19 protein-coding genes, 1 tRNA gene and 1 pseudogene are annotated in these 21,736 nt (G+C 28.3%); 7 read left to right on the forward strand and 14 right to left on the reverse strand.

Features of this window, described 5'->3' with window-relative positions; genetic code table 11:
- Positions 1-75 precede the first annotated feature (75 nt).
- From secA to F1564_RS06925, 12 genes are all read right to left on the reverse strand, one after another.
- A complete protein-coding gene (gene secA / locus F1564_RS06875) occupies positions 76-2,736 on the reverse strand; it encodes a preprotein translocase subunit SecA (protein ID WP_018449633.1) in 2,661 nt (886 codons plus the stop codon).
- A gap of 77 nt (positions 2,737-2,813) precedes the next feature.
- Positions 2,814-3,227, reverse strand: a complete 414-nt coding sequence (locus F1564_RS06880) for a hypothetical protein (RefSeq protein WP_018449632.1) — start codon at positions 3,225-3,227, stop codon at positions 2,814-2,816.
- Between the two features lie 136 nt (positions 3,228-3,363).
- Entirely contained in the window at positions 3,364-3,486 is a 123-nt protein-coding gene (locus F1564_RS10515; protein ID WP_269473386.1) for a hypothetical protein, read from the reverse strand.
- On the reverse strand, positions 3,480-4,550 hold the full coding sequence (gene nspC, locus F1564_RS06885; RefSeq protein ID WP_232053359.1) for a carboxynorspermidine decarboxylase: 1,071 nt from the start codon (positions 4,548-4,550) through the stop codon (positions 3,480-3,482). Before nspC ends, F1564_RS10515 begins: the two co-directional genes overlap by 7 nt.
- Before the next feature lie 309 nt (positions 4,551-4,859).
- The gene (locus F1564_RS06890) at positions 4,860-6,074 is read right to left on the reverse strand and encodes an ABC transporter permease (RefSeq protein WP_018449630.1); all 1,215 of its coding nucleotides are present in this window, start codon (positions 6,072-6,074) and stop codon (positions 4,860-4,862) included.
- Positions 6,075-6,767, reverse strand: coding sequence for an ABC transporter ATP-binding protein (locus F1564_RS06895; protein WP_018449629.1), 693 nt, complete (start codon positions 6,765-6,767; stop codon positions 6,075-6,077).
- A gap of 45 nt (positions 6,768-6,812) precedes the next feature.
- Positions 6,813-8,141, reverse strand: a complete 1,329-nt coding sequence (locus F1564_RS06900) for an efflux RND transporter periplasmic adaptor subunit (protein ID WP_018449628.1) — start codon at positions 8,139-8,141, stop codon at positions 6,813-6,815.
- A 153-nt stretch (positions 8,142-8,294) separates the two neighbouring features.
- Positions 8,295-9,563, reverse strand: coding sequence for a TolC family protein (locus F1564_RS06905; protein ID WP_018449627.1), 1,269 nt, complete (start codon positions 9,561-9,563; stop codon positions 8,295-8,297).
- Between the two features lie 375 nt (positions 9,564-9,938).
- On the reverse strand, positions 9,939-10,712 hold the full coding sequence (locus tag F1564_RS06910) for a S66 peptidase family protein (protein ID WP_149201926.1): 774 nt from the start codon (positions 10,710-10,712) through the stop codon (positions 9,939-9,941).
- Positions 10,713-10,955: 243 nt separating this feature from the next.
- Positions 10,956-11,441 carry a YhcH/YjgK/YiaL family protein gene (locus tag F1564_RS06915; RefSeq protein ID WP_018449625.1) on the reverse strand — a complete coding sequence of 162 codons (486 nt, stop codon included), beginning with the start codon at positions 11,439-11,441 and terminating at the stop codon, positions 10,956-10,958.
- 205 nt (positions 11,442-11,646) lie between these two features.
- Complete coding sequence (locus F1564_RS06920) at positions 11,647-12,978, reverse strand: hypothetical protein (protein ID WP_018449624.1); 1,332 nt, start codon at positions 12,976-12,978, stop codon at positions 11,647-11,649.
- Positions 12,979-13,258: 280 nt separating this feature from the next.
- The gene (locus F1564_RS06925) at positions 13,259-14,236 is read right to left on the reverse strand and encodes a tRNA dihydrouridine synthase (protein WP_018449623.1); all 978 of its coding nucleotides are present in this window, start codon (positions 14,234-14,236) and stop codon (positions 13,259-13,261) included.
- 451 nt (positions 14,237-14,687) lie between these two features.
- Between F1564_RS06925 and F1564_RS06930 the strand changes: the two genes are divergently transcribed.
- Complete coding sequence (locus tag F1564_RS06930) at positions 14,688-15,293, forward strand: lysozyme inhibitor LprI family protein (protein ID WP_018449622.1); 606 nt, start codon at positions 14,688-14,690, stop codon at positions 15,291-15,293.
- Positions 15,294-15,323: 30 nt separating this feature from the next.
- Positions 15,324-15,656, forward strand: a complete 333-nt coding sequence (locus F1564_RS06935; protein ID WP_018449621.1) for a hypothetical protein — start codon at positions 15,324-15,326, stop codon at positions 15,654-15,656.
- Between the two features lie 198 nt (positions 15,657-15,854).
- On the opposite strand, the gene F1564_RS06940 is transcribed toward F1564_RS06935, so the two are convergent.
- A complete protein-coding gene (locus F1564_RS06940; protein ID WP_018449620.1) occupies positions 15,855-16,355 on the reverse strand; it encodes a TlpA family protein disulfide reductase in 501 nt (166 codons plus the stop codon).
- 349 nt (positions 16,356-16,704) lie between these two features.
- Here F1564_RS06940 and F1564_RS06945 point away from each other — a divergent pair, with 349 nt between their 5' ends.
- Positions 16,705-17,715, forward strand: coding sequence for a YiiG family protein (locus F1564_RS06945; protein WP_018449619.1), 1,011 nt, complete (start codon positions 16,705-16,707; stop codon positions 17,713-17,715).
- A 218-nt stretch (positions 17,716-17,933) separates the two neighbouring features.
- Here the strand turns inward: F1564_RS06945 and F1564_RS06950 are convergent.
- A tRNA-Thr gene (locus tag F1564_RS06950) sits at positions 17,934-18,009 on the reverse strand.
- 230 nt (positions 18,010-18,239) lie between these two features.
- Here F1564_RS06950 and F1564_RS06955 point away from each other — a divergent pair.
- The 4 genes and pseudogenes from F1564_RS06955 to F1564_RS06970 all read left to right on the forward strand — a co-directional run bounded on the left by F1564_RS06955 (position 18,240) and on the right by F1564_RS06970 (position 21,682).
- Positions 18,240-18,497: a SemiSWEET family transporter gene (locus tag F1564_RS06955; protein ID WP_018449618.1), complete on the forward strand. Its 258-nt coding sequence runs from the start codon at positions 18,240-18,242 to the stop codon at positions 18,495-18,497.
- A 247-nt stretch (positions 18,498-18,744) separates the two neighbouring features.
- Positions 18,745-19,354: pseudogene (locus F1564_RS06960) on the forward strand (TraX family protein).
- A 30-nt stretch (positions 19,355-19,384) separates the two neighbouring features.
- The gene (gene nth, locus F1564_RS06965) at positions 19,385-20,029 is read left to right on the forward strand and encodes an endonuclease III (RefSeq protein ID WP_018449616.1); all 645 of its coding nucleotides are present in this window, start codon (positions 19,385-19,387) and stop codon (positions 20,027-20,029) included.
- 174 nt (positions 20,030-20,203) lie between these two features.
- On the forward strand, positions 20,204-21,682 hold the full coding sequence (locus tag F1564_RS06970; RefSeq protein ID WP_018449615.1) for a D-alanyl-D-alanine carboxypeptidase family protein: 1,479 nt from the start codon (positions 20,204-20,206) through the stop codon (positions 21,680-21,682).
- Positions 21,683-21,736 lie beyond the last annotated feature (54 nt).

Genomic DNA, 21,736 nt, shown 5'->3' on the forward strand with positions numbered 1-21,736 from the left:
ATAAAATATAATTTATATTTTTTAAATGGGTTTAGTATTAAGTGTAGTTTTAATATTAATCAAATACTTTTATTTTTACACATTTCTTCTTTCACGTTCTCTTCTTTCTCTTCGTGAAAGTGGACGTCGTGATTCATTTGTCGCATCATTTGAAACATCGTCGCCAATCATTTCATTTTCATTATGTTCATATTTTACATTTGAAACTTCTTCATGCGTTAAATTGTTTGTATCTTCTTCACTACGAACTCTTAATTTAAGGATAAATGAACTTGTTTCACGTTTTATTGCATCTATCATTTCATTATAAATATCATAAGCTACGATTTTATAATCGTGAATTGGGTTTCTTTGTCCATAAGAACGTAATCTTATTCCTTCACGCAATTCTGTCAAATCCTTCAAATGTTGTCGCCATTTAGAATCTAGTACTTCAAGCATAATATATCTTTCAATTCTTCTAAATACTTCACTTCCAATAGCTTCTTCCTTTTCATCATAAACTTTTATTAAGTCATCATAAACTTTGTCAGAAATTTCTTCCGCACCTGCATTCTGTAAATTTTCTGAAATTTCATATTCAAATATTTCTTGAAGTTTATCTGACAACAGATTAAAGTCTTTTTCTCCATTACCTTCACCAACATAAGCTGAATTTACAATATCATCAACTGTATCTGAAATCATTCCTGTTATCAACTCTTTAAGATTCTCATTTTTCAAGATAGCATCTCTTTGTTCATAAACAACTTCCCTTTGGGCATTATTTACATCATCATATTCAATAAGACTTTTTCTCGATGAAAAGTTTCTGCTTTCAATACGTTTTTGTGCATTTTCTACAGATTTACTGATTTGTTTATGACGAATTTCCTCATCTTCATCAATTTTTAACATTTTCATCATTGCTTTTAGCTTATCTCCACCAAACAATCTCATCAAGTCATCATCTAGCGACAAATAAAATTCAGAAGTTCCTGGATCTCCTTGACGTCCAGCCCGTCCTCTTAACTGATTGTCAATACGTCTGCTTTCGTGCCTTTCAGTTCCTAAAATGAACAGTCCTCCAGCTTCAATAACCCGTTTTTTATCCTCTTCACATTCCTTCGCATAAGTTTTATAAACATCTTCATATTCTGGTGTCCCTTTAACTGCAACTTTTGTAGCAAAAGATTCTGCATCTCCACCAAGTTTTATATCTGTTCCACGTCCTGCCATATTTGTTGCAATTGTTACTGTTTTAAAACGTCCAGCCTGCGCTATGATTTCTGCTTCTCTTTCGTGATGCTTTGCATTTAATATTTCATGCGGAATTTTTGCCTTTTTAAGAAGTGCTGATACTTCTTCAGAATGTTGTATTGAAGCTGTACCAACAAGAACTGGCTGTCCTTTTTCATAAAGCTCCTCTATTTTTCTTGCAATCGCTTTATATTTAGCATTTTTATTCATATAAATTACATCTGGCAGGTCGACTCTCGCTACAGGTTTATTTGTAGGCACTACAATAACTTTTAATTTATAAATTTGTTTAAATTCATCTTCCTCTGTTTTTGCAGTCCCCGTCATTCCAGAAAGTTTTTCATACATTCTAAAATAATTTTGCAGCGTAATTGTCGCAAGTGTTTGATTTTCCCCTGCAACTTCCAGTTTTTCCTTAGCTTCTATAGCCTGATGCAGCCCATCTGAATAACGTCTTCCTTCCATAAGACGCCCAGTAAATTCATCAACTATAATAACTTCATTATCATCATTAATAATATAATCCCTATCTAACTTGAACAATTCCTTTGCCTTTAATGCCTGTGTCAAAAAATGTGTCAGTTCAACATATTCTGGCGAGTATAAATTATCAATTTTCAGTATTCTTTCAACACTTTTAATTCCCTTATCAGTAATCGTAACCGTATGCGACTTTTCATCAACTTCATAATCTTCCCAGTCTTCATCAGGGATAACTGTATTTTTCTTATCTTTGATTTCTTCAGTTTTGTAACTTCTTTTAAGTCTTTTAGCAACTTCTGCAAAAGTATTATACCATTCTGTAGTTTCTTCAGCAGCTCCTGAAATAATAAGCGGCGTTCTCGCTTCATCAATTAAAATCGAATCTATTTCATCGACAATAACATAATTATGCCCACGTTGAACCTTCTCATCAAGTTCTCCAACCATATTATCTCTCAAATAGTCAAATCCAAATTCATTGTTAGTTCCATAAGTAATATCACAGTTATACGCATTTTTTCTTTGTTCTGGAGTAATATTCCCAACAACAACTCCCGAAGTTAGTCCTAAAAATTCAAAAAGTCCCGCCATAATATCTCTATCCCGCTTTGCAAGATAATCATTAACCGTTACAACGTGCACACCTTTCCCTGTCAACGCATTCAAATAGATTGAAAGTGTCGACATCAGAGTTTTCCCTTCCCCTGTCTTCATTTCGGCAATGCTTCCCTTATGCAAAATCATTCCACCAATAAGCTGAACATCATAATGACGCATTCCTAATAGTCTTTTAGCAGTTTCTCTCACTGTCGCAAATGCTTCCACTAATATGTCATCAAGCGACTCCTTTGCTAATCTTTCTTTAAATTCTACTGTTTTATGCTGCAGCTGCTCATCTGTCAATTTTTCAAAAATCGGTTCAATTTCGTTAATTTTGTTTACTAATTTCTGCATTTTTTTTATTTCTCTGTCATCTGATGTACCAAATATTTTTTCTCCTATTTTTTTTAACATATTTTATAATTTTTCCTTTCGCATATTAATTTTTTTATTCACAGATTTAATCCATTTTATTATAAAATATTTAGTTTCTATTCACGTACCCTCAAATTATTCTCACTCTTTTTACTAAAAAAAGCATAAATATCTTGAGAATCTCCAGAAATTTTATTATCTCTCTGATAATTTTTATTCACAAAATAAATAATATCCTGATTCCCTCTAAACAAAAAAAACAAGTTATTATTATTCTTTTCCTTTTCCTTCCTTTTTCCAATCTTTTCCAGTTCCTGTGCAAATCGCCTATTATCTCTGCTCTTAAACTGATTAATCTTCACAATCAGATCCCTAATATCTTCATGGCTTAAATTATTCTCATTTACAAAAACACTTAGTTTATGGCTAAAACTAGGCGTCCCTATTAAACTTGAATAAGTCATCATAAAAATAATACATGTCATCACAAGCATTATACTTTTTCTTCTGTCTATAATCATCTTTTTCATTATTATTTTTTATTCCTCTAAATTAAGTTATGTATTTTAGTCAAAATTTATTTATTATATCATTTATTATATCTTTTGTCTATTATACTTATATTTAATTTTTTTTGTATTTAATTTTAATTATCTAACTTAAAAATTACGACAATCTATTTCTAAAATCCTCATACGTAAATCTTCTAATAACCTTAACTCCGCCTTTTTCAGTATAAACCACAATCGCAGGTAAATTTATCCCATTAAAAGTATTTGTCTTTACCATACTATAATGTGCCATATCAGTAAAATCAACTTATCTCCCACTTTTACTGCCTCATCAAAGGAATAATCACCAATTATATCTCCAGCTAGGCAAGTAGGCCCTCCCAATTTATAGGTATATTTTTTTTCATCTGGCATTCCTGAACCAAAAATAAATGGACGATATGGCATTTCAATTACATCTGGCATGTGACAAGAAGCCGAAGTATCCATCAATAAAATATCCATTTCATTTTTTGTAATATCCAAAACTTCTGAAACTAAAAATCCTGTATTTAGTGCAACAGCTTCACCAGGCTCCAAATAAACCTCAACATCATACTTTTCTTTAATATAATTTATCCATTTTATAAGTTTTTCAATATCGTAATCCGCCCTCGTAATATGATGTCCTCCTCCAAAATTCAACCATTTCATATCATACAAATATTTCCCGAATTTTTTTTCAAAAATCTTTAGAACATTTTCCAAGGCATCCGAATTTTGCTCACAAAGTGCATGAAAATGAAATCCATCTAATCCTTCAAGCTCATCTTCCCTAAAATTTTCAAGTGTCACTCCAAATCTAGAAAATCTTCCCGCTGGATTATAAATTTCTGTTTCAACTTCAGAAAATTCTGGATTCAACCTGAGTCCACAACTAATTTTTTTACCATTTTTTTCTTCAAATTCTCTTACTTTATCTTTAAATTTATTCCATTGATTAAATGAATTAAATACAATATGATTTGTAATTTCCATTATTTCATCAAATTCATCTTCCCTGTAAGACGGATTAAAAATATGGGTTTCCAGTTTTCTTTCTGTATTTTTTAATTCCATTTCCTCATACCCAAGCCTTGCTTCAAACAGCGAACTTGCCGTAGTTCCATTCAAATATTTCCCAATTAGTGGATAAAAGTAAAACATCGAAAATCCCTTTTGTGCAAGTAATATTTTACATCCTGTCCTGTCAATTACACTTTTTAGAATTTCAAGATTTTTTCTAAGTAATCTCTCATCCACTATAAATGCTGGCGTTGGCAAATTTGTTATATCCATATCAATATATTTATTTTTTGGCATTTTTATCATCTCCTTTTATATTTTTAACTTTTTTTAAATTCTATAAAATTTTATTACAATATTTCTCAATTTTTATTTTTTATAATCTTTTAAAATAATACTATTTTTTTAATAGGATTTAGTATAAACAATATTAATACAGTAAAAAAAATAAAACTATCAATTTACTTAAAAAAATCCAAATACATTATATCATATTTTCTTCAAAAATTAAAAAAAAGATTATCCTAATTAACTTTTAGAATAATCAATTTTTATTTTTACTAAATTTATTTAATAATTATTTAAATTTTAAACTGTAATCAAGCATTAATCAGTCCTTAACGCCTCCATTGGTTCTAATGCCGCTGCCTTTTTAGCTGGATAAACTCCAAATACAAGTCCAATAATTGTAGAAACAAATATACATACAAGTACTACACCTGGGCTTAATATTGGAGATGTCTTAATAAATATACCGATTAGAAGTGCCAAAGAATATCCAATTGCAACTCCAATTATACCTCCAAAAAATGTTAAAATTACCGCTTCAATCAAAAACTGCACAAGAATGTCCTTTGTTCTAGCCCCCAACGCTTTCCTTAGACCAACTTCCCTTATTCTTTCTGTAACACTGACAAGCATAATATTCATAACTCCAATTCCACCAACAAATAATGAAATTCCAGCAACTCCGCTGATAAATAAAGTTACCATATTCAAAATATTATTAAATTGATCTAGTCCAGAACTTTCTGATCTCACGTTATATTTGTCAAAAGAGCTTCCTCTTCTTGACATTAAATCTTTAACTTCCGCCATTGCAATATTTAACGAATTTGCAGAAGTTGCCTTTACTTGCAGCTCTTCAAACTTATTCTGCTCCCCTCCATTAATAAATACTAAAAACTGATTTGGTATAAGCCCGCTCGACGGGGCACCTCCTCCACCTCCAAAATTTAAACTAGAATAAGGATCTTTATACACTCCAACAATAACTAACTCATATCTGTTCTTTTTAAAATTTAGAGTTACTTTCTTTCCTATCGGGTTTTCATCTGGATATAACTGTTCTGCTGTGGAACTGTCGATTATTATAAATCTTCCGTCTTTTTTATATTCACTGGGTAAAAATTTTCTTCCCTTCACTATAGTAAAATTTGATATTTTAAAGTAATCTTCTGTGACTCCTGTACCCATAAACATTTTTGTATTTCCATCAATTTCAATTCTGGCAAAGGCACTAGAAGTTGGACTAACTGCTTCAACTTCTTCTATTTTTTTTATGTTTTCAATATCCTTTTCTGTCATCAGATCCTCAGTTTTATAAGTCTGTCCAGGAGAAGTGTCAATTGAAATATTAAAATTTCCCACTCCTAGCTTATTTAAATCCCCTGTTATATTTTGCTTCATTCCAGCTCCCAATGACGACATCATAATAACTGCTCCTATCCCAATTATTATACCTAACATCGTCAAAAATGATCTCACTTTGTAACTAAGCAAATTGGATAAAGACAACTTTAGTGATTCTAAAAAATCCATTTACACTCCTCTCCGATTTACAACAATCTCATCTTTTTCAATTACGCCGTCTTTTAATCTAATAATTCTTTTACAATGTTCGGCGACATCTTCCTCGTGAGTTACCATAACAATCGTTGTTCCTTTATCGTTTAATTTTCTAAAGATTTCCAAAATTTCTTCAGTTGATTTGGAATCTAAATTTCCAGTTGGTTCATCCGCTAAAAGTATATTTGGATTATTAATAATGGCTCTCGCAATTGCAACTCTTTGCCTTTGTCCTCCAGACATTTCATTTGGCTTATGATGAATCCTATCTCCAAGCCCTACACTTTCAAGTGCTTCTATTGCTCTTTTTATTCTTTCTGACTTTTTCACTCCTGCATAAAGTGCTGGAAGTGCGACATTTTCAACAGCATTCATTTTAGGAAGCAAATTAAAAGTCTGAAACACGAATCCAATTTTTTCATTTCTCACTTTTGCTAGTGCATCGCCTTTTATTCTAGAAACATCTTGACCATCCAAAATATATGTTCCCGAAGTCAGACTGTCAAGACAGCCCAAAATGTTCATAAGTGTGGATTTTCCACTTCCACTTGGTCCCATAAATGCGACGAACTCTCCTTTTTTGACCGATAGATTAAGTCCTTTTAATACGGTCAATTCTAAATTTCCATTTTTATACGTCTTTACAATATCTTTTACGTCTATCATAAATTTACAATTCCTTTATCAAATTTTAAATTTTTTTACATAATTTTACATAGGCCCAGGACCTCCTGGTGCTGCCTCACCTGCTGGCACACTCTCTACATCTTGTGATTTTATTATTTTTTTATTGTCTTTTTTAGGTTTTTTCGGATCGGCAATTTTTATTTTCTGACCATCTTTTAAGGTTTCATCGACAACAGAAATTATGCTTTCTCCCATATTTAAACCTGAAATTATTTCATAGTTGCTTTCATCACTGACTCCTACTTTTACTTCTCTTTTTGTAATTTTTTTATCTTTTCCAACCGTAAATACAAAATATTTTTCATTCTCGTTTATTACTGCACTATATGGAATTTTTACAACATTTTTTCTTTCTTCATAAAAAATTGTGGCGTTTATCGTAGTTCCAGGTCTTAAATTTTTTGTATCATTCATTTTTATAGTGACGGTTGTGTTACTTTCATCCAAATTTTCACTTTTTTTCGCCACTCCAGCAATTTGCGATACATATCCTTCTACTTTTTCCCCCTTAGGTAGTGCATCTGATGTAATTTCCACTCTTTGTCCTACCTCTATGTCTTTTACTTGCGTATCTGAAAGGCTTACTTCTACTTTCATATTTTTAGAATCCGATACCTTGAACAAAGTCGATTCCGTATTTACTTTATAGTTTTCATCAGCTGTCATTTCTGTGATAACTCCGTCTACTGGACTTGTTATCTCATTTTTTATAAGCGTCATATCTTCCTGCAATGTCGCCAATTCCAATTTTGCAGTCTTTAGTGCAGTTCTTGCATCTTCTATATTAGTTCTTTCTTCACTGTCAACGGTATCAGATTCTAGCCTAGAAGTTCTTAATGCTTTTCTCGCATCATCCACATTAACCCTCGTTTCCCCTCCAACTTTATAAAGCTCTTCAGCATTATGCAAATCTCGTGACTTTTGCTGAATTTCTAAATTTTTAGTTTCTTTTTTTCTTCTAAGTGAACTTTGAGCACTAGCCAAATTTCGCTCATATTTTTGAATTTCCAAATTTTTCATCTGTATTTTTCTTAAAGTTTCATTTTTATCTGCTGGATAAAATGTAACAACTACATCTCCCTTTTTTACATTATCACCCGTTTTAAAAAATACATCTTTTACCCTTTGGCTAGAACTCGTATAAACCGACACTACATTATCCGACACAACTTGTCCTGTCTTTGAAACTGAGAGTGAAATATCTCCCATCCCAACTCTTGTCACTTCATATTCTGCCCCTTCATCTTTTTTTCCACAGCTAATTAAACAAAATAATAAAATACTAAAAATTGAAAATATTTTTGCAATATTTTTTTTATCCTTTTTATCTTTTAAAATATAATTTTTCTTCATAAAATCACCTTTTTTTCTTTATTTTTTCTATTTTTACACTACTCCCTATTTAAAAGTAAATTTGTTATGAATTCTTTTTCATAAAATATCTAGAATCCCGGTTACAAAATAACTGAAATATAATTTTTAGTTTTTTTATAAAATTTAAGAACATTACTTATAATATTTTATTTTTTTAGTAAATGCCGCCAATTCATTTTTAGCAGTTTCGTAATCCATTACAGCCTTTTTATAATTATTCCGTTTTTCAACATAATTTGAATATGTATCGACTCCTAGTTCATATTTTTTTGAATAAATTTCATATTCTCTTTTTTTTATATTCATCGTATTTTCAGCTGTTAATTCATTTGTCTGATAAGTAGTATAGGTTATCATCTGCTGTCCAACATTTGACATCAGTTCATTCTTTTTCTGCTCGTATTGTAATTTTAACTTATCCGCTTCATTTTTCAAATCCTCCACTGTGTCATTATATCTCTTAAAAGATTTTGAAACAGAAAGCCCTGCAACAACCGAATGATCTTTTAGTGAATAACCAATATCTCCTGTCAATTTGGGATACTTGTAATCAATCATTTCTTTCTTTAACTGTTCTGCATTTAGCTGCGTATTCAATTCAATTGTTTCAGCTTCCGACAATCTAAGTCCATAAAAATCATCCTTTTTCAGCTCAATCTTTTTCAAATCATCAAGTTTCCCTTTTTCAGGCAATTTTACATTGTAAATCGTAAACTGTTCTCCTAAAATCTGTAATTCCCTTCCAAGATTTTCATATTTTAATTGAGAATTTTCATATTCATTTTTTGCCAATTCATAATCATATTTTGATGCTGTTCCAACCTCATATTTTTTTGCCTGAATTGCATAATCCTTTTTTGTATCTTCCATTGTAAGTGCTTCCTGTTCAATTTCCTTTTCTTTATTTTTATAATTTTTATATAAATCAATTAAATCCCTAATTTCTGAATTTTTAGTAGCTTCATTAGTAATTTTCTGTATATTTCGTGAAATTTGATTTGTTTTTTTATTATAATTATTATCGCTATATCCAAAATAATCATTCAAAGTTTTTGAAATTCCAATTTTATTTTGTGTAACTTCTTTACTTCTAAAATTATATCCATTTCGATAATAAAAAATCCCATATTTCACATTATTTTCCATAGTAAGTCCATTCGCTTCGCTATGCAATGTATAATTATTGTCCGAATTTACAGTAATCTCATTCCAATCTCCATTTTTTAGAGCTTTATCCTTTATATCAAACTTTTTCATACTTTTCTCATTAATCTTAGTTGTATAAGAATTTTTTTCATACTGCAAAATCAAGTCATCCACATTAGTTCCATAACTAAGTATTCCAAATATCATCATCATTGGTAAAGCCATTATTTTTTTACTTTCAAAACTTTTAATCATTCAATCTCCTTTCTTAAAATCCTCCTATTTAAATTTTTTTAATTATTTATAATTTAAAGTAAATCTATATTTAAATAGGAAACAATATACAATACTAAAGCAAATTATAACATTTGTTTCATAGAATATCATTTTTTTTAACAAAATTATAACTTTATTTAATCTCTATTTTATACTATTCTGCATTTAGGTAGTAAATCTCTTATGAATTCTTTTGTTCCCAATAACTAAAGTATAATTTCTATTTTTTAAATAAAATTCAGGATTGCTCTGGATATATTTAATAATTTACTTTATTTTTAATGAATATAAAGAATTATGTCATAAAAACAAAAAAATAATCGCTATCCTTCACGATAGCAACTATTCTAAAAATTATTTTTCAAAATAAATCTCAGTCCCATCTTCCATAATTTCCACACTACATTTTGCCCCAAGCGGAACCATCATTCTGTCGATTCTACTTATTTCCTCCTCAATTTCTTCAATAAAAAGTATTTTCCCTTTTGTATCAATTTCATAATCAGTTCCCAAAGTTGTAACAATTATTGATAAATTCCCTCCAATTATTTCACCACTTATTTTTTTATTTTCAAAATTCTTTTTATACAAAAGTGAAATTTCCTTTTCCACTCCACTTTCCTCATCCATCGGATTTTTAAATTTCCATCTTTCACCTTTTTTCTTATCCAATACATCCAAAAAAGATTTTTTTGTGAAATCATTAAAATCATCAAACATATTCGATTTTACCATTGGACCATGAAAAGTTCCCAAATTACACTTCTGATTAAAAACAATGTTCAAATTAGTGACATCACTATATCCCACAAAAACCTTCGGATTATTCCTTATCAATTCATAATCCAACTTATCCAAAAGCTGTGAAGCACTAAATCCACCTTTCACACAAAAAATTCCCTTAACTTCATTGTCAGAAAAAGCCCTGTGCAAATCCTTTACTCTAATTTCAGGCATTCCCGCCATATATCCGCCAATATTCTCAAAAAGACTCTCCCCCAGCACAGGTTCAAATCCCAGTTTTTTCACAACTTCCTTACATTTCTCAATATCTTCTTCCAAAATAGGCGAAGAAGTACAGACTAAAAATACTTTATCTCCTTGTTTTAATGGTTCTGGAAAATTCATCTTCACACTCCTTATTAAATTATAGTAAAACTAATTTAGAACCGAACTCAAAAGCTATGACTATTTTACTCAACCCCTAAGTTTATATAATTTTTAATAGTTCAATTTTAAATAAATACTGTATTTCTTAATGCTTAATTTCTTAATTTTATCTAATCCCTGAAAAGGGATCTTGACCCCTTGTGATTATAAATACTTCTGGTAGTCAATCTTTATATCTTTTACTTTTACAATTTCCTAAAATTATAGTTCAATTTTAAAAACAACTTTTGTAACAATTTTCTTTTCATTTTCATATTCTTTTTCATTTCCAAAATCCAAAATATCAAGTTCAGGCTTATGAACATCATTTGGAAAAAATACAAGCACATCTCCATTTTCAATAATTACATCAAACATCTTATCTCCATCTAAAATAACCAAATCTCTTTCAGAATCAAAACTTTTTTCCCTCATATTCCGAATATCATTAATCGCAACTCTTTCACTTCCATCAATCATAATTTGTACATCCAAATATTTTTTATGACTTTCCCAAAATTTTTCTTCTTCCCTTTTCGTAAAATATTTCCCTACATTCATCTTAATTCCATTGTAATCAACATCATAGCTTCCATTTTCAAGCAATAAAATCTTATTTCTATTTTTTACAGCATAATCAATACAAAATTGAATATCCTTTGTTAGACTGCTATTTTGCAGTTTATCATTTATATTTGTAAAAATCATTTTATCTTCTCCTTTTTCTTCATTTTTTTAGTCATTAGATATTTTCAATAACCTAAGATTTTTTATCTTTACAAGGGAGCAAAAAAACCTTGCTTTAAAATATTTATTTTATTAAATTCTAAGTTCTTATAATTATCGAACAGGTATTTGTAAATTCCAATAAACATGGCACTATTTTCCTGTAAAACAATAAAATTATAAAAAATTATTTAGAAAGATTTTTAATTCTATCTAAATTTGAAGTTGAAATTCTGTATATTTTCAATCCATAGCTTTTTAATTTGTAGTATGCCGAGTGAGAATTATATGATGTATCGAAAATTATAATATCTGAATTTTTTAATTTATCTGAGTTTCTAAAAACGGAGGTGGCATGGATAAATTCTATCTTAAAGCCTTTTTCCTTTGCATATTTTTCAGCCTTTTCAATAACTTTCTGACTCCATCTTCCACCTACTACTTTCACATTCTGATTTGTCAAATCTATTGCTTTTCCTTCTGGTAATTCTTTTATATTCACATTTTCTACTACTTTGGCATTTTCATCTTGTTCCATATTTTCAATTTCTTTTTGAAGTTCTTTTATTTGAATATTCAACTTTTCAATTTCTTTTTTCTGCTTTTCAATTGTTTTTTCAGCCTCTTTATTCCTATGTTTTCTCAAATCTTCCTTCAACTTTTTATTTTCTTTCTCGAGTTTGTCATAACCAAAATTTAAAAATTTATTTTCCTGCTCAATTCCCTCAATTTCAGTAATAATCTCTTCCAAATCTCTTTCTTTCTCACTAACCTTATACGAATTTATATTAAAAAATTCAAATCCCCTTTTAAAATTTTCTCGCATTAAAAAATATTCCTTCATTTTCTCATCAAAAAAACTAATAAACTCTGCTGAAACATTAAAATTTCTCTGTTTTTCATTAAATTCCAAATTATATTTTTCCGATAATTTTTCCAAATTTCTCTTTTTAACATTTTTATATTTCGTATCTAAACACTCTTGAAATTCCTTCTCTAAATCCTCATTTTCCAATTCTTCCACAACTTCTTTCAAAAATAATTCTTTTTCCAGTATTTTTCGCTTATTCTCTTCCAATTTCTCAATATATTTAAAATATTCTTCCTTAAAAAAATCCAAAAGTTCAACTAGATTATCTGTACTCAAAACATACATTATCATTTGCTCTGGATTCAAGCCTCTTCCATTTACTCTTAAAATTTTATCTCTCTTAAACTCTTTTAAGCAGTCTTCTTTTACCAAATTCAGATTTTTCTTTGCATTTAAATATTTCTTCTCAATATAAGAATTATTTATATCTATTAATTTTCTCAAAAATTCTTTATTTGATTCATCAATTTTTTTAACAATTCCAATTTCCCTTTCAAAAAAAATCGAATTCTTATTAAATGGTTTTCCAAATTTCTTTTCCAACACCTCATTATTGAGATTATCAACTAATAAATCAAAAAAAATATTTTCATTTATAGACTTCAATTTTTTTATCAGTAATGAAATTTTTTCATTATTTCTTGCCATTTTTATTCCTTTCTTCAATTACTTTTAACTCTAGCAAAACTGATTTAAAACTGAACTCAAAGCTATAACTATATTTACTAAAACCCTAAATTTATATGACTTTTAATAGTTTGATTTTGAATGGGTTTGAATATATTTGTAAAAGTCAATAAAACTCAATAGATATGTTTGATAATCTCTCTACAAGGCATCAAGACCCTTTGCTTTAGAATATTTTATTTATTGTATTCTGAGTTTGTATAGTTATCGAACAAGTCTAATTAATTCAGTATTTTTAAAATTACAGCTGTTTTATCATTTTTATCTTTTCCAGAATCTCTTTTTCCAAAATAATTTTATCAATTTTACCTTTCAAATTTTCATCATAAAAATCCTCAACTGTAACAATTTCGCTATTTTTATTCAAATTTTTCTCCCAAAATTTCTTAAAATATGGTCGCAAAAACTTATTTATTTCTAGTACAGCCTTTATTTTACCCTTATTTTCCTCAATATTTTCCAAATGTTCCAAAACAATTGATTTTGTTTCATCAAAAGTCTGAATTGTATTTATTTTCCCAAATTTTAGAAATTCCCTTGTTTGTAAGATTAGCCAAGGATTTCCAATTATTCCACGTGAAAGTATTATTCCATCGAGATTGCAAAAAGATATTTTCTGTTTTATTTCAAAAGGATCAAATAAATCTCCGTTTCCAAAAAACTCTATATTTCTTGGCATCTTGCTTAATCTTTCTACAATTTCCCAATTTGCAGTTCCAGAATACATCTGTTCTTGAGTCCGTCCGTGAACACAGATAAAATCAAGATTATATTTATTTGCTAATTTCAAAAAAATCTCAGGATTTTGAAACTCCCTATATCCAACACGGATTTTTAAAGAAATATCAGCCTCAATATCCTTTGTTTCCAAGAGTACCTCCTCAACCAGTTCAAAATTTTCCAAAAGTGCTGATCCTGCCCCATTTTTCGTAATCTTAGGCTGTGGACACCCCATATTTATATTAATTTTCCTAAATCCAAAATCTTTTAATTTAAAAATTCCAGAAACCAGCTCATTTCTATCCCCACCAAAAATTTGAGTTCCTGTTTTTTCCTTCTCATCACATTTCAAAAGCTCATTTACAGTAGTTCCGTCTTCTCGATTCAATAAATTAGCATTCACCATTTCAGTAAATAAAAAATCAGGTTCAAATTTTTTAAGTATCTTTCTAAAAGAATAATCAGTAATGCCCGCCATCGGAGCAGTATATATTTTCATAATCTCTCCTAAATTTTATTCTCTTCCAGTCATTTATCCATTTGTAAAAGTCTATAAAATCTAATTAATTTGATTTTGTCTAAAATTCTTATTTTTTATAAAATCCCATTTCCATTACTTTTTACTTTTACAATTATTCATTCGCTTTCTATTATATATTCAAATCCTTCAAAAATCAAATTAATTTTACAATACTGATTATTGACTTTGAAAAAATTTATAGTATACTTATAACAAAATAAAATTATTTTTTAATATAATCAAAACCTTCTCAACTTATTATGAACAATTACAGAAGCAAACGAACTAAGAACAGTATTTATTACAAAGGGTAATATCTCTTGTTTAAGAGCAGAGGAAAATAATAAAGCTAAAAATTTAAAAATACTGTGTCTATTGGAATTTTTAACCTTTTACAAATAACTAAAATCTATTCTAAAAGGAGAAAAGTATGAAAATAAAAAAATTAATTATCAAATTGGGAATTATTCTACTGTTATTTGGAAGCATTTCTTGTAAAAACAAAAATACTGAACTGGAAAAGAAAATAGCAAATTTAGAAAAACAGAATGCTGAATTAACTACAAAGCAGCAGGAACAGCAAAATTTAGCAATTATCAAGACAAGCGAAATAAAAAAAGAAGAAAAGAATGAAGTGCCTTCAAAATCTAAAAAAATTTCAAATTATGAAGAAAAATTGGAAAACAGGGTGGCAAATTACGAAGCAAGAAGAGATAAAGTGAGCGATGAAAATGGATGGAGCGTTGAAGAAACTCAAGCGAATAAAGCTCTTAACGAAAAATTAGATGATGAACTTACTAAAGTTTACAATTTAATTATGGAAAGATTGCCAGAAGGAAAAAAAATAAAACTTAGAAATGAACAAAGGCAATGGCTAAAAGTAAGAAAAAGAAAAGTAGAAAATTCAAACAATGATGAAGATGGAAATCCTATGATGGGTGGAAGAGCGGCTGCAAATATTGAAATAATGACTTATCAAGAAATTACAAAAGATAGATTATTTGAATTTGCAAGAATGTATGACAATATGGATTAATAATCTTTTTAAGAAAGGAAAAATAATAAAATGAAAAACAAAATTTTTATACTAGCAATGTTAGCACTAATATCAGCAAATGCAAATGCTGGATGGGCAAAATACAGAGATAAAATTGTAAGCGGAGTAAAAAATTCCCTAAAAGAAAGCAGTTCTCAAAATAATTATGACAGCAATAATGATTATACCCCAAATTATGTTGACAATTACTATGATAGCTATGACGAAGATTATGATGATTATGATGACTATGACGACGATAACTACTACTATTATTACTATGACGGCGACGATGATAGTGATTATTATGATGATGATAATGGAGATTATTATTACTATTATGAATATGATGATGAAGACTAGGACGACTTAATTTTATTTTGAACAGAAAAGATTTATGAAGCGGCACAAAAATGCTCACTTTTTTATAAAAAATTAGTTAGGCAATGCGATATGCAGTTTTGAAGTGAATCAAAAGTTGTATGAATTTTAAAAAAAAGGACTTAAAGATAAAAACTTTAAATCCTGATAAATGTGAAAACTAAAATTTAATTAGTATATCTATTCAACATAAAATGCAGATTTTATAGCATCATATTGCATTGTTCCACCTAAAATTTCCTGAATTTTTGAATTTTCAATTTTTATGTTATACGGAACAGTTTTTACTTTGAATCCTGTCATTAATGAATCATCGGCATCAAAGTAAACTGGAAAAGTAAATTTGCTTTCTTCTACATATTTTTTAGTTGATGATAAATTTGTTTTTCTTCTTGTAAAGACAACTACTACATTTACATTTTCTTTATTTTCTTCATAAAATTTTTGAATGTCAGGTAATTCTGAACGACAATGTGGACACCATTCGGCTGCAAAAATTAATAATGTAGGTTTTCCATTATTAAATATTTTTTTACTATTTGTATATTTTCCATTGAAATCCCTTAATTGAAAACTAGGAATCTTAGATCCATTTTCCATATTTACATCGAGAGGTTTTCCTTTTCCATAACCAATCATAAATATCATAAACATAGAAACAATAAGCAATATTTTTTTCATCTCAAATCATTCTCCTTTTTTAATTTGATGTTAAATTCATAAATTTTTACTTAATAATTATGTAACCAATTTTGAATGATAAATATTTAACATCTTTAATTGATGAATTTAGTATAACACATATTTGAAAATTTTTCAAAAATATATTTTTTTATTTGACATTATGTATAAAAATTATTATAATTGTACAAAGGAAATAAAATAAGTTTGAAATAAAATTCAAAAAATTTAGACGATGGATTGTCTGGAAATCAAGTCAAATGCTAGAAATTGGAAAATAATCATAACTTTTTAGATTGAGTTTTAAAATAATTTTACTATAAATATAGAGGAGGATTGAAAGTATTATATGAAAAAAATAGGGATAATAGTACTAGTTATGTTAGGGATAGTATTTTTATCAATGATATCGGGGAAAGTAGAAAAAAAATCATTAAACGGTGTTTCTAAAGAGCAAGCTATATTAAACAGAAATAAGGATAAATACAGTAAGCACATACGTTTTTATAATAGAATACTTAATATTGACAAAGGTCTTTTGTACTATTTTGAAGATGCTGGGACAGATAAAAAATTTAGAACTATTCAAAATGAGGATATTACAGCTGATATTGCGATTGACAAAAACTTCATTGATAAACTAAAGGAATTGGAAACTAATAAGGAAAAAAAAGATGAACTGGATAAAAAGGCAATTGCGATGATTCCAATACTTGAAAAAATGATGCCAATTACAGATGAAATGAGAACATATTATAAAAATAAAGAATATCTGAAAGATAATTATGAAAAGGCACAGGTTTTGCACACACAATTACTTGCAACATTGGATAAATATAATCAAGTTACTAAAAGTTATAAAAATATGTTTGAAAAAAAATCTGATGAAATAAAAAAATTAATGATAAAAGATTATGATAAACGAAAACAGTTTATTACATATAATCAATTTATGTTTATTACTGAAGGTGAAAAAATTATAAAGGAAATACATAGGCAGGAATTAGATGCAAGTGACTTTATTGAAAAGGGAAATGCTAAACAATTTAAGAAAATTGAAGAAAAAATGGACAAGGCTCTTATAAAATTTGAAAAATCCTTGAAAAATACAAAACAGCTTGAAAAAGAAGGATATATGCCTGGAGATCACAGCGAATTTGTTCAAAAGGCCAACAAATTTAATCAATCTGTAAACGTATTTATTCAAAGAATAGAGAAAAAGGAAAAAGCCTCGCATTCTTCAGTAAGTGACAGTTTCTTTGCACAAACAGAAAATGGAATACCAGAAAATATACTTGCAAATTTTAATGAAGTAATAAAGGAACATAATAAATTATTGGCTAAAAAAACTAAAAAATAATATAAAGAATATTTAAATTAATTTAGAAAAGAAAGATTTGAATTTATCAGATTTTTCTTTTTTTCTTTTGAAAAAATAAAAGGTAAAGGAGGAAATAACAGAAGAGTTAAAATAATTTTTACTGATGTAAAATTTAAAAATTTATAAAATAAATAAAAAAAACTATTTTACCGAAATAAAATAGTTCTAAACTTATAATATGAGTGATATTTTTAAAGTGGTGCCGCTTGTCGGACTCGAACCAACCACCTACTGATTACAAGTCAGTTGCTCTACCAGATGAGCTAAAGCGGCAAAACTAACAAAAATATTATATCGAATTTCTTACTTAATGTCAAGGAAAAATTTAAAAAAGTTATAAAATCGGCATAATAGATGCTATTTAAAAAAAATAAAAATTATTTATTTGACTTTATGAATAAAAAATGCTATAATAATAAAATATTCAAAAAATTGAGATGTTATATTTTCAGTTGGGAAATACTAAATTAGCATAATTGAAGTATAAAGACGGGAGGAAAAAAATGAGTGAAAAAAATTTAAAAATTTTAGGGTGGCTTGGAACATTACTTTCTGTAATAATGTATGTATCTTATGTTCCTCAAATTATGGGAAACTTGCACGGACATAAAACATTTTTTCTACAACCTTTAGCAGCTACTATTAACTGTGCGATATGGACAAGTTATGGACTTCTAAAAGAACAAAAAGATTATCCATTATCAGCAGCAAATTTACCAGGGGTAATTTTTGGTTTTTTAGCAACAGTAACAGCATTTTAAATATAAAAATTTAAATTTAGTAATTAAAAAAATAGTAATCCATCTTTGGCTTTTGTATATAACAAATATGGATTGCTTTTTTTTTCTAAAAAAATCTTGAAATTAAACTAAAAAAATGATATTATTAAATATGATATATTTATTAGAAAAATTATAGTTTTTTTAGATATGTCATCACAGTTTTTAATTATGAATTTTAGGAGATGAGTTGAGTTTATTTATTTTAAAGATAATTGGGATAGTAACAATGTTTTTAGATCATTATCATTATATAATTGGTGGAAGTAAAATTTTAAATGTTGTTGGAAGGATTGCATTTCCGATATTTGCATTTACACTTAGTGAAGGGTATGTGCATACTCGGAGTTTAAAAAAGTATCTTTTCAGGCTATTTATTTTTGCTGTTAGTATTCAAATGCCATCAATCCTGTTTGGTTATGACTATTCAATGAATATTTTTTTACATTATTTTAGGGCTTTTGTCTATTTATATTTTTAATTTAAAAAAAATAAATATAATTTTGAAAATTATTTTAATTGGATTTATTTTATTTTTTTCACAAAAATTTAAATTGGATTATGGAATGTATGGGATTCTGCTTATTATGAATTTTAATATTTTTAGAAATTATAAATTTAAAATTTTGATGAATTTTCTTGTATTAAATGTTTTTAATATGATTTTTCCAAAGGTCTTTGATTTAGTTGACACTCAATTTTTTTCATTAATTTCATTAGTATTTATTTTTATGTATAACGGAAAAAAGGGAAGAAGTATGAAGTACTTTTTTTATTTATTTTATCCAATACATTTTTTTATTTTGGAAGTAATAAAATTTTTTTTAGAAAAAACGTAAAAATATTTTTTTAAAATTTTGGAGAGAAAAATGACAAAGAAGGAAAGATTTAAAAAGATATTTCCAATATTAAAGGACAAGTTTGGGAATCCAAAAGCAGCTTTGGAATTTGAAACGCCTTATCAGCTAATGGTAGCAGTGATTCTCTCGGCTCAATGCACTGATGCACGTGTAAATATTGTTACAAAGGAACTTTTTAAAGTTGTGAAATATCCAAAGGATATAAGGGAAATGGACTTAGAAACATTGGAAAAGTACATAAAGTCGACGGGATTTTATAGAAATAAAGCCAAAAATATAAAATTAAATGCTGAAATGATGCTGGAAAAATATGATGATAAAATTCCAAAGGAACTGGAAAAGCTAGTGGAATTGCCAGGCGTAGGTCGAAAAACTGCAAATGTCGTTCTTGGTGAACTTTGGAACATACGAGAGGGAATTGTAGTCGATACACATGTAAAAAGGCTGTCTAATCGCATTGGATTTGTAAAAAGTGAAAATCCTGAAATTATAGAGAAAGAACTTATGAAGTTTGTGCCAAAAAAGGACTGGTTTGTGTATTCGCACTATATGATTTTACACGGACGGGATAAGTGTATTGCTAGAAGTCCAAAATGTAATATATGTGAAATTCGGGATTATTGTAAATATAATCTGGATAATTTAAAAAAATAATATTGTAATTTTTAAATTTTGTTTTATATTATTTTTTACTTACATAGTAGATCTCTTTAGTAGAAATAAATTTCATTAACTAAAATAAAATATTTTAAATAAAAATTACTATAAGATTGTTTTAAAGTGGTTCGTTATAATTATCAATTTTAAATAATATGAGAAAGGAAAAGAATGGTTAAAAGAGTAAAAAGAGTTTTGGTTTTGGGTGTTGCTGTATTACTTGCGTCACTGATTTATGCGGAAGGTGAACAGGAAAATGGGAGTGTTGCTCCAAAAGAAAGCGTTACAGTCAGGGAAGAGAAAAAAAGTTCTCCAGCTGTAAGAGAAAATAGTGAAAGACATAGCGAGGTTGAACATTGGGCTGTAAAAAGGGAAGGCTCAAAAATTGGAAAAAGCGAGAAAAGAAATAACATTGAAAAAAATAATGAACATGTAAAAGCTGCAAATCAGAAAAATTTAAAGGATAATAAAGCAAAGGAAGTCAATAATAAAAATAAATCTTCCAAAAGTAACAGCAGTAAGCCAGCTCCACAAAAAAAAGTTGTAAAAGCGATAGAACATGAGCAAGAAGGTGTTTCACAATATTCTGGAGAAGTAATAAAATATATTGCGACTACAGATGGAAAAGTTTTGAAAGATAAAATGTCAAGACAAAAGCATCCGATAGCTTCACTTACAAAAGTTATGAATATCCTTGTTGCACTTGATCAAGTGGATAGAGGAAATGCAAAACTTGATGACAAAGTATGTTTTACATCTGAAATAGTAAATATGGGTGGAAGCTGGTTAAATGCAAAAGCTGGCGATTGTTATACATTAAGAGATTTATTACGTGCTGAAATTATTTATTCTGCCAATAATGCAGCATATTTGGTAGCATATCACATTGGGCATGGAAATTATGATAATTTTGTAAAATTGATGAATGAAAAGGCTAAAGAACTTGGAATGAAAGATACACATTATTATACTCCAGCGGGTCTGCCATCTTCTATGACTAAGAAAAATATGGACATTTCTACAGCTTATGATATGTATCTTCTTGGAAAAAGAGCAATTAGAGATGAAAGATTAAGAGCTTGGATGAAGGAATCTGAATTGGTATTACAAAACTCTGAAGGAGAAGATGTAGTTTATAATAATAGAAATCATCTGTTGGATCAATTTGGCATTTATGGTCTAAAAACAGGATTTCATGCACAAGCAGGATACAATATGATTGTTTCAAGTAAAATAGGAAATCTTGAAATTATTTCAGTAACATTGGGAAATAAGACAGATAGTGACAGGACTGAAGATCAGAAAAAAGAATTTACACAGCTGGAAAAAAGAATGATCCCAGTTTATAAGGCAGGACAAGAAATAGGAAGCAAATTTAAAGTAAAAAATGCTCAACAAAAGGAAATAAACGGTGTCCTTTCAAGCAATGTATATCAAATTGATAATACAAATTATAGATTTGAAGTAAAGGATTTACAGGTTACGGCTGAAAAACAAGGAATTTCCAAAGGAGATGTAATTGGTAAGCTGGAAGTACTGTCGAATGATAACAAAGTTGTAGGAACTGTGGATATTTTAGCTCAAAATAATTATAAGCAGTTATCTGTGTTTGGACGTATCTTAAGATTTGTAACTTTTGGAATGGCATAGGATAAAAAATATGGAGTCGTTTAAAAATTTAAATGACTCTTTTTTTTGAAATGA

The organism is Leptotrichia shahii, from assembly GCF_008327825.1.
GTDB lineage: Bacteria > Fusobacteriota > Fusobacteriia > Fusobacteriales > Leptotrichiaceae > Leptotrichia > Leptotrichia shahii.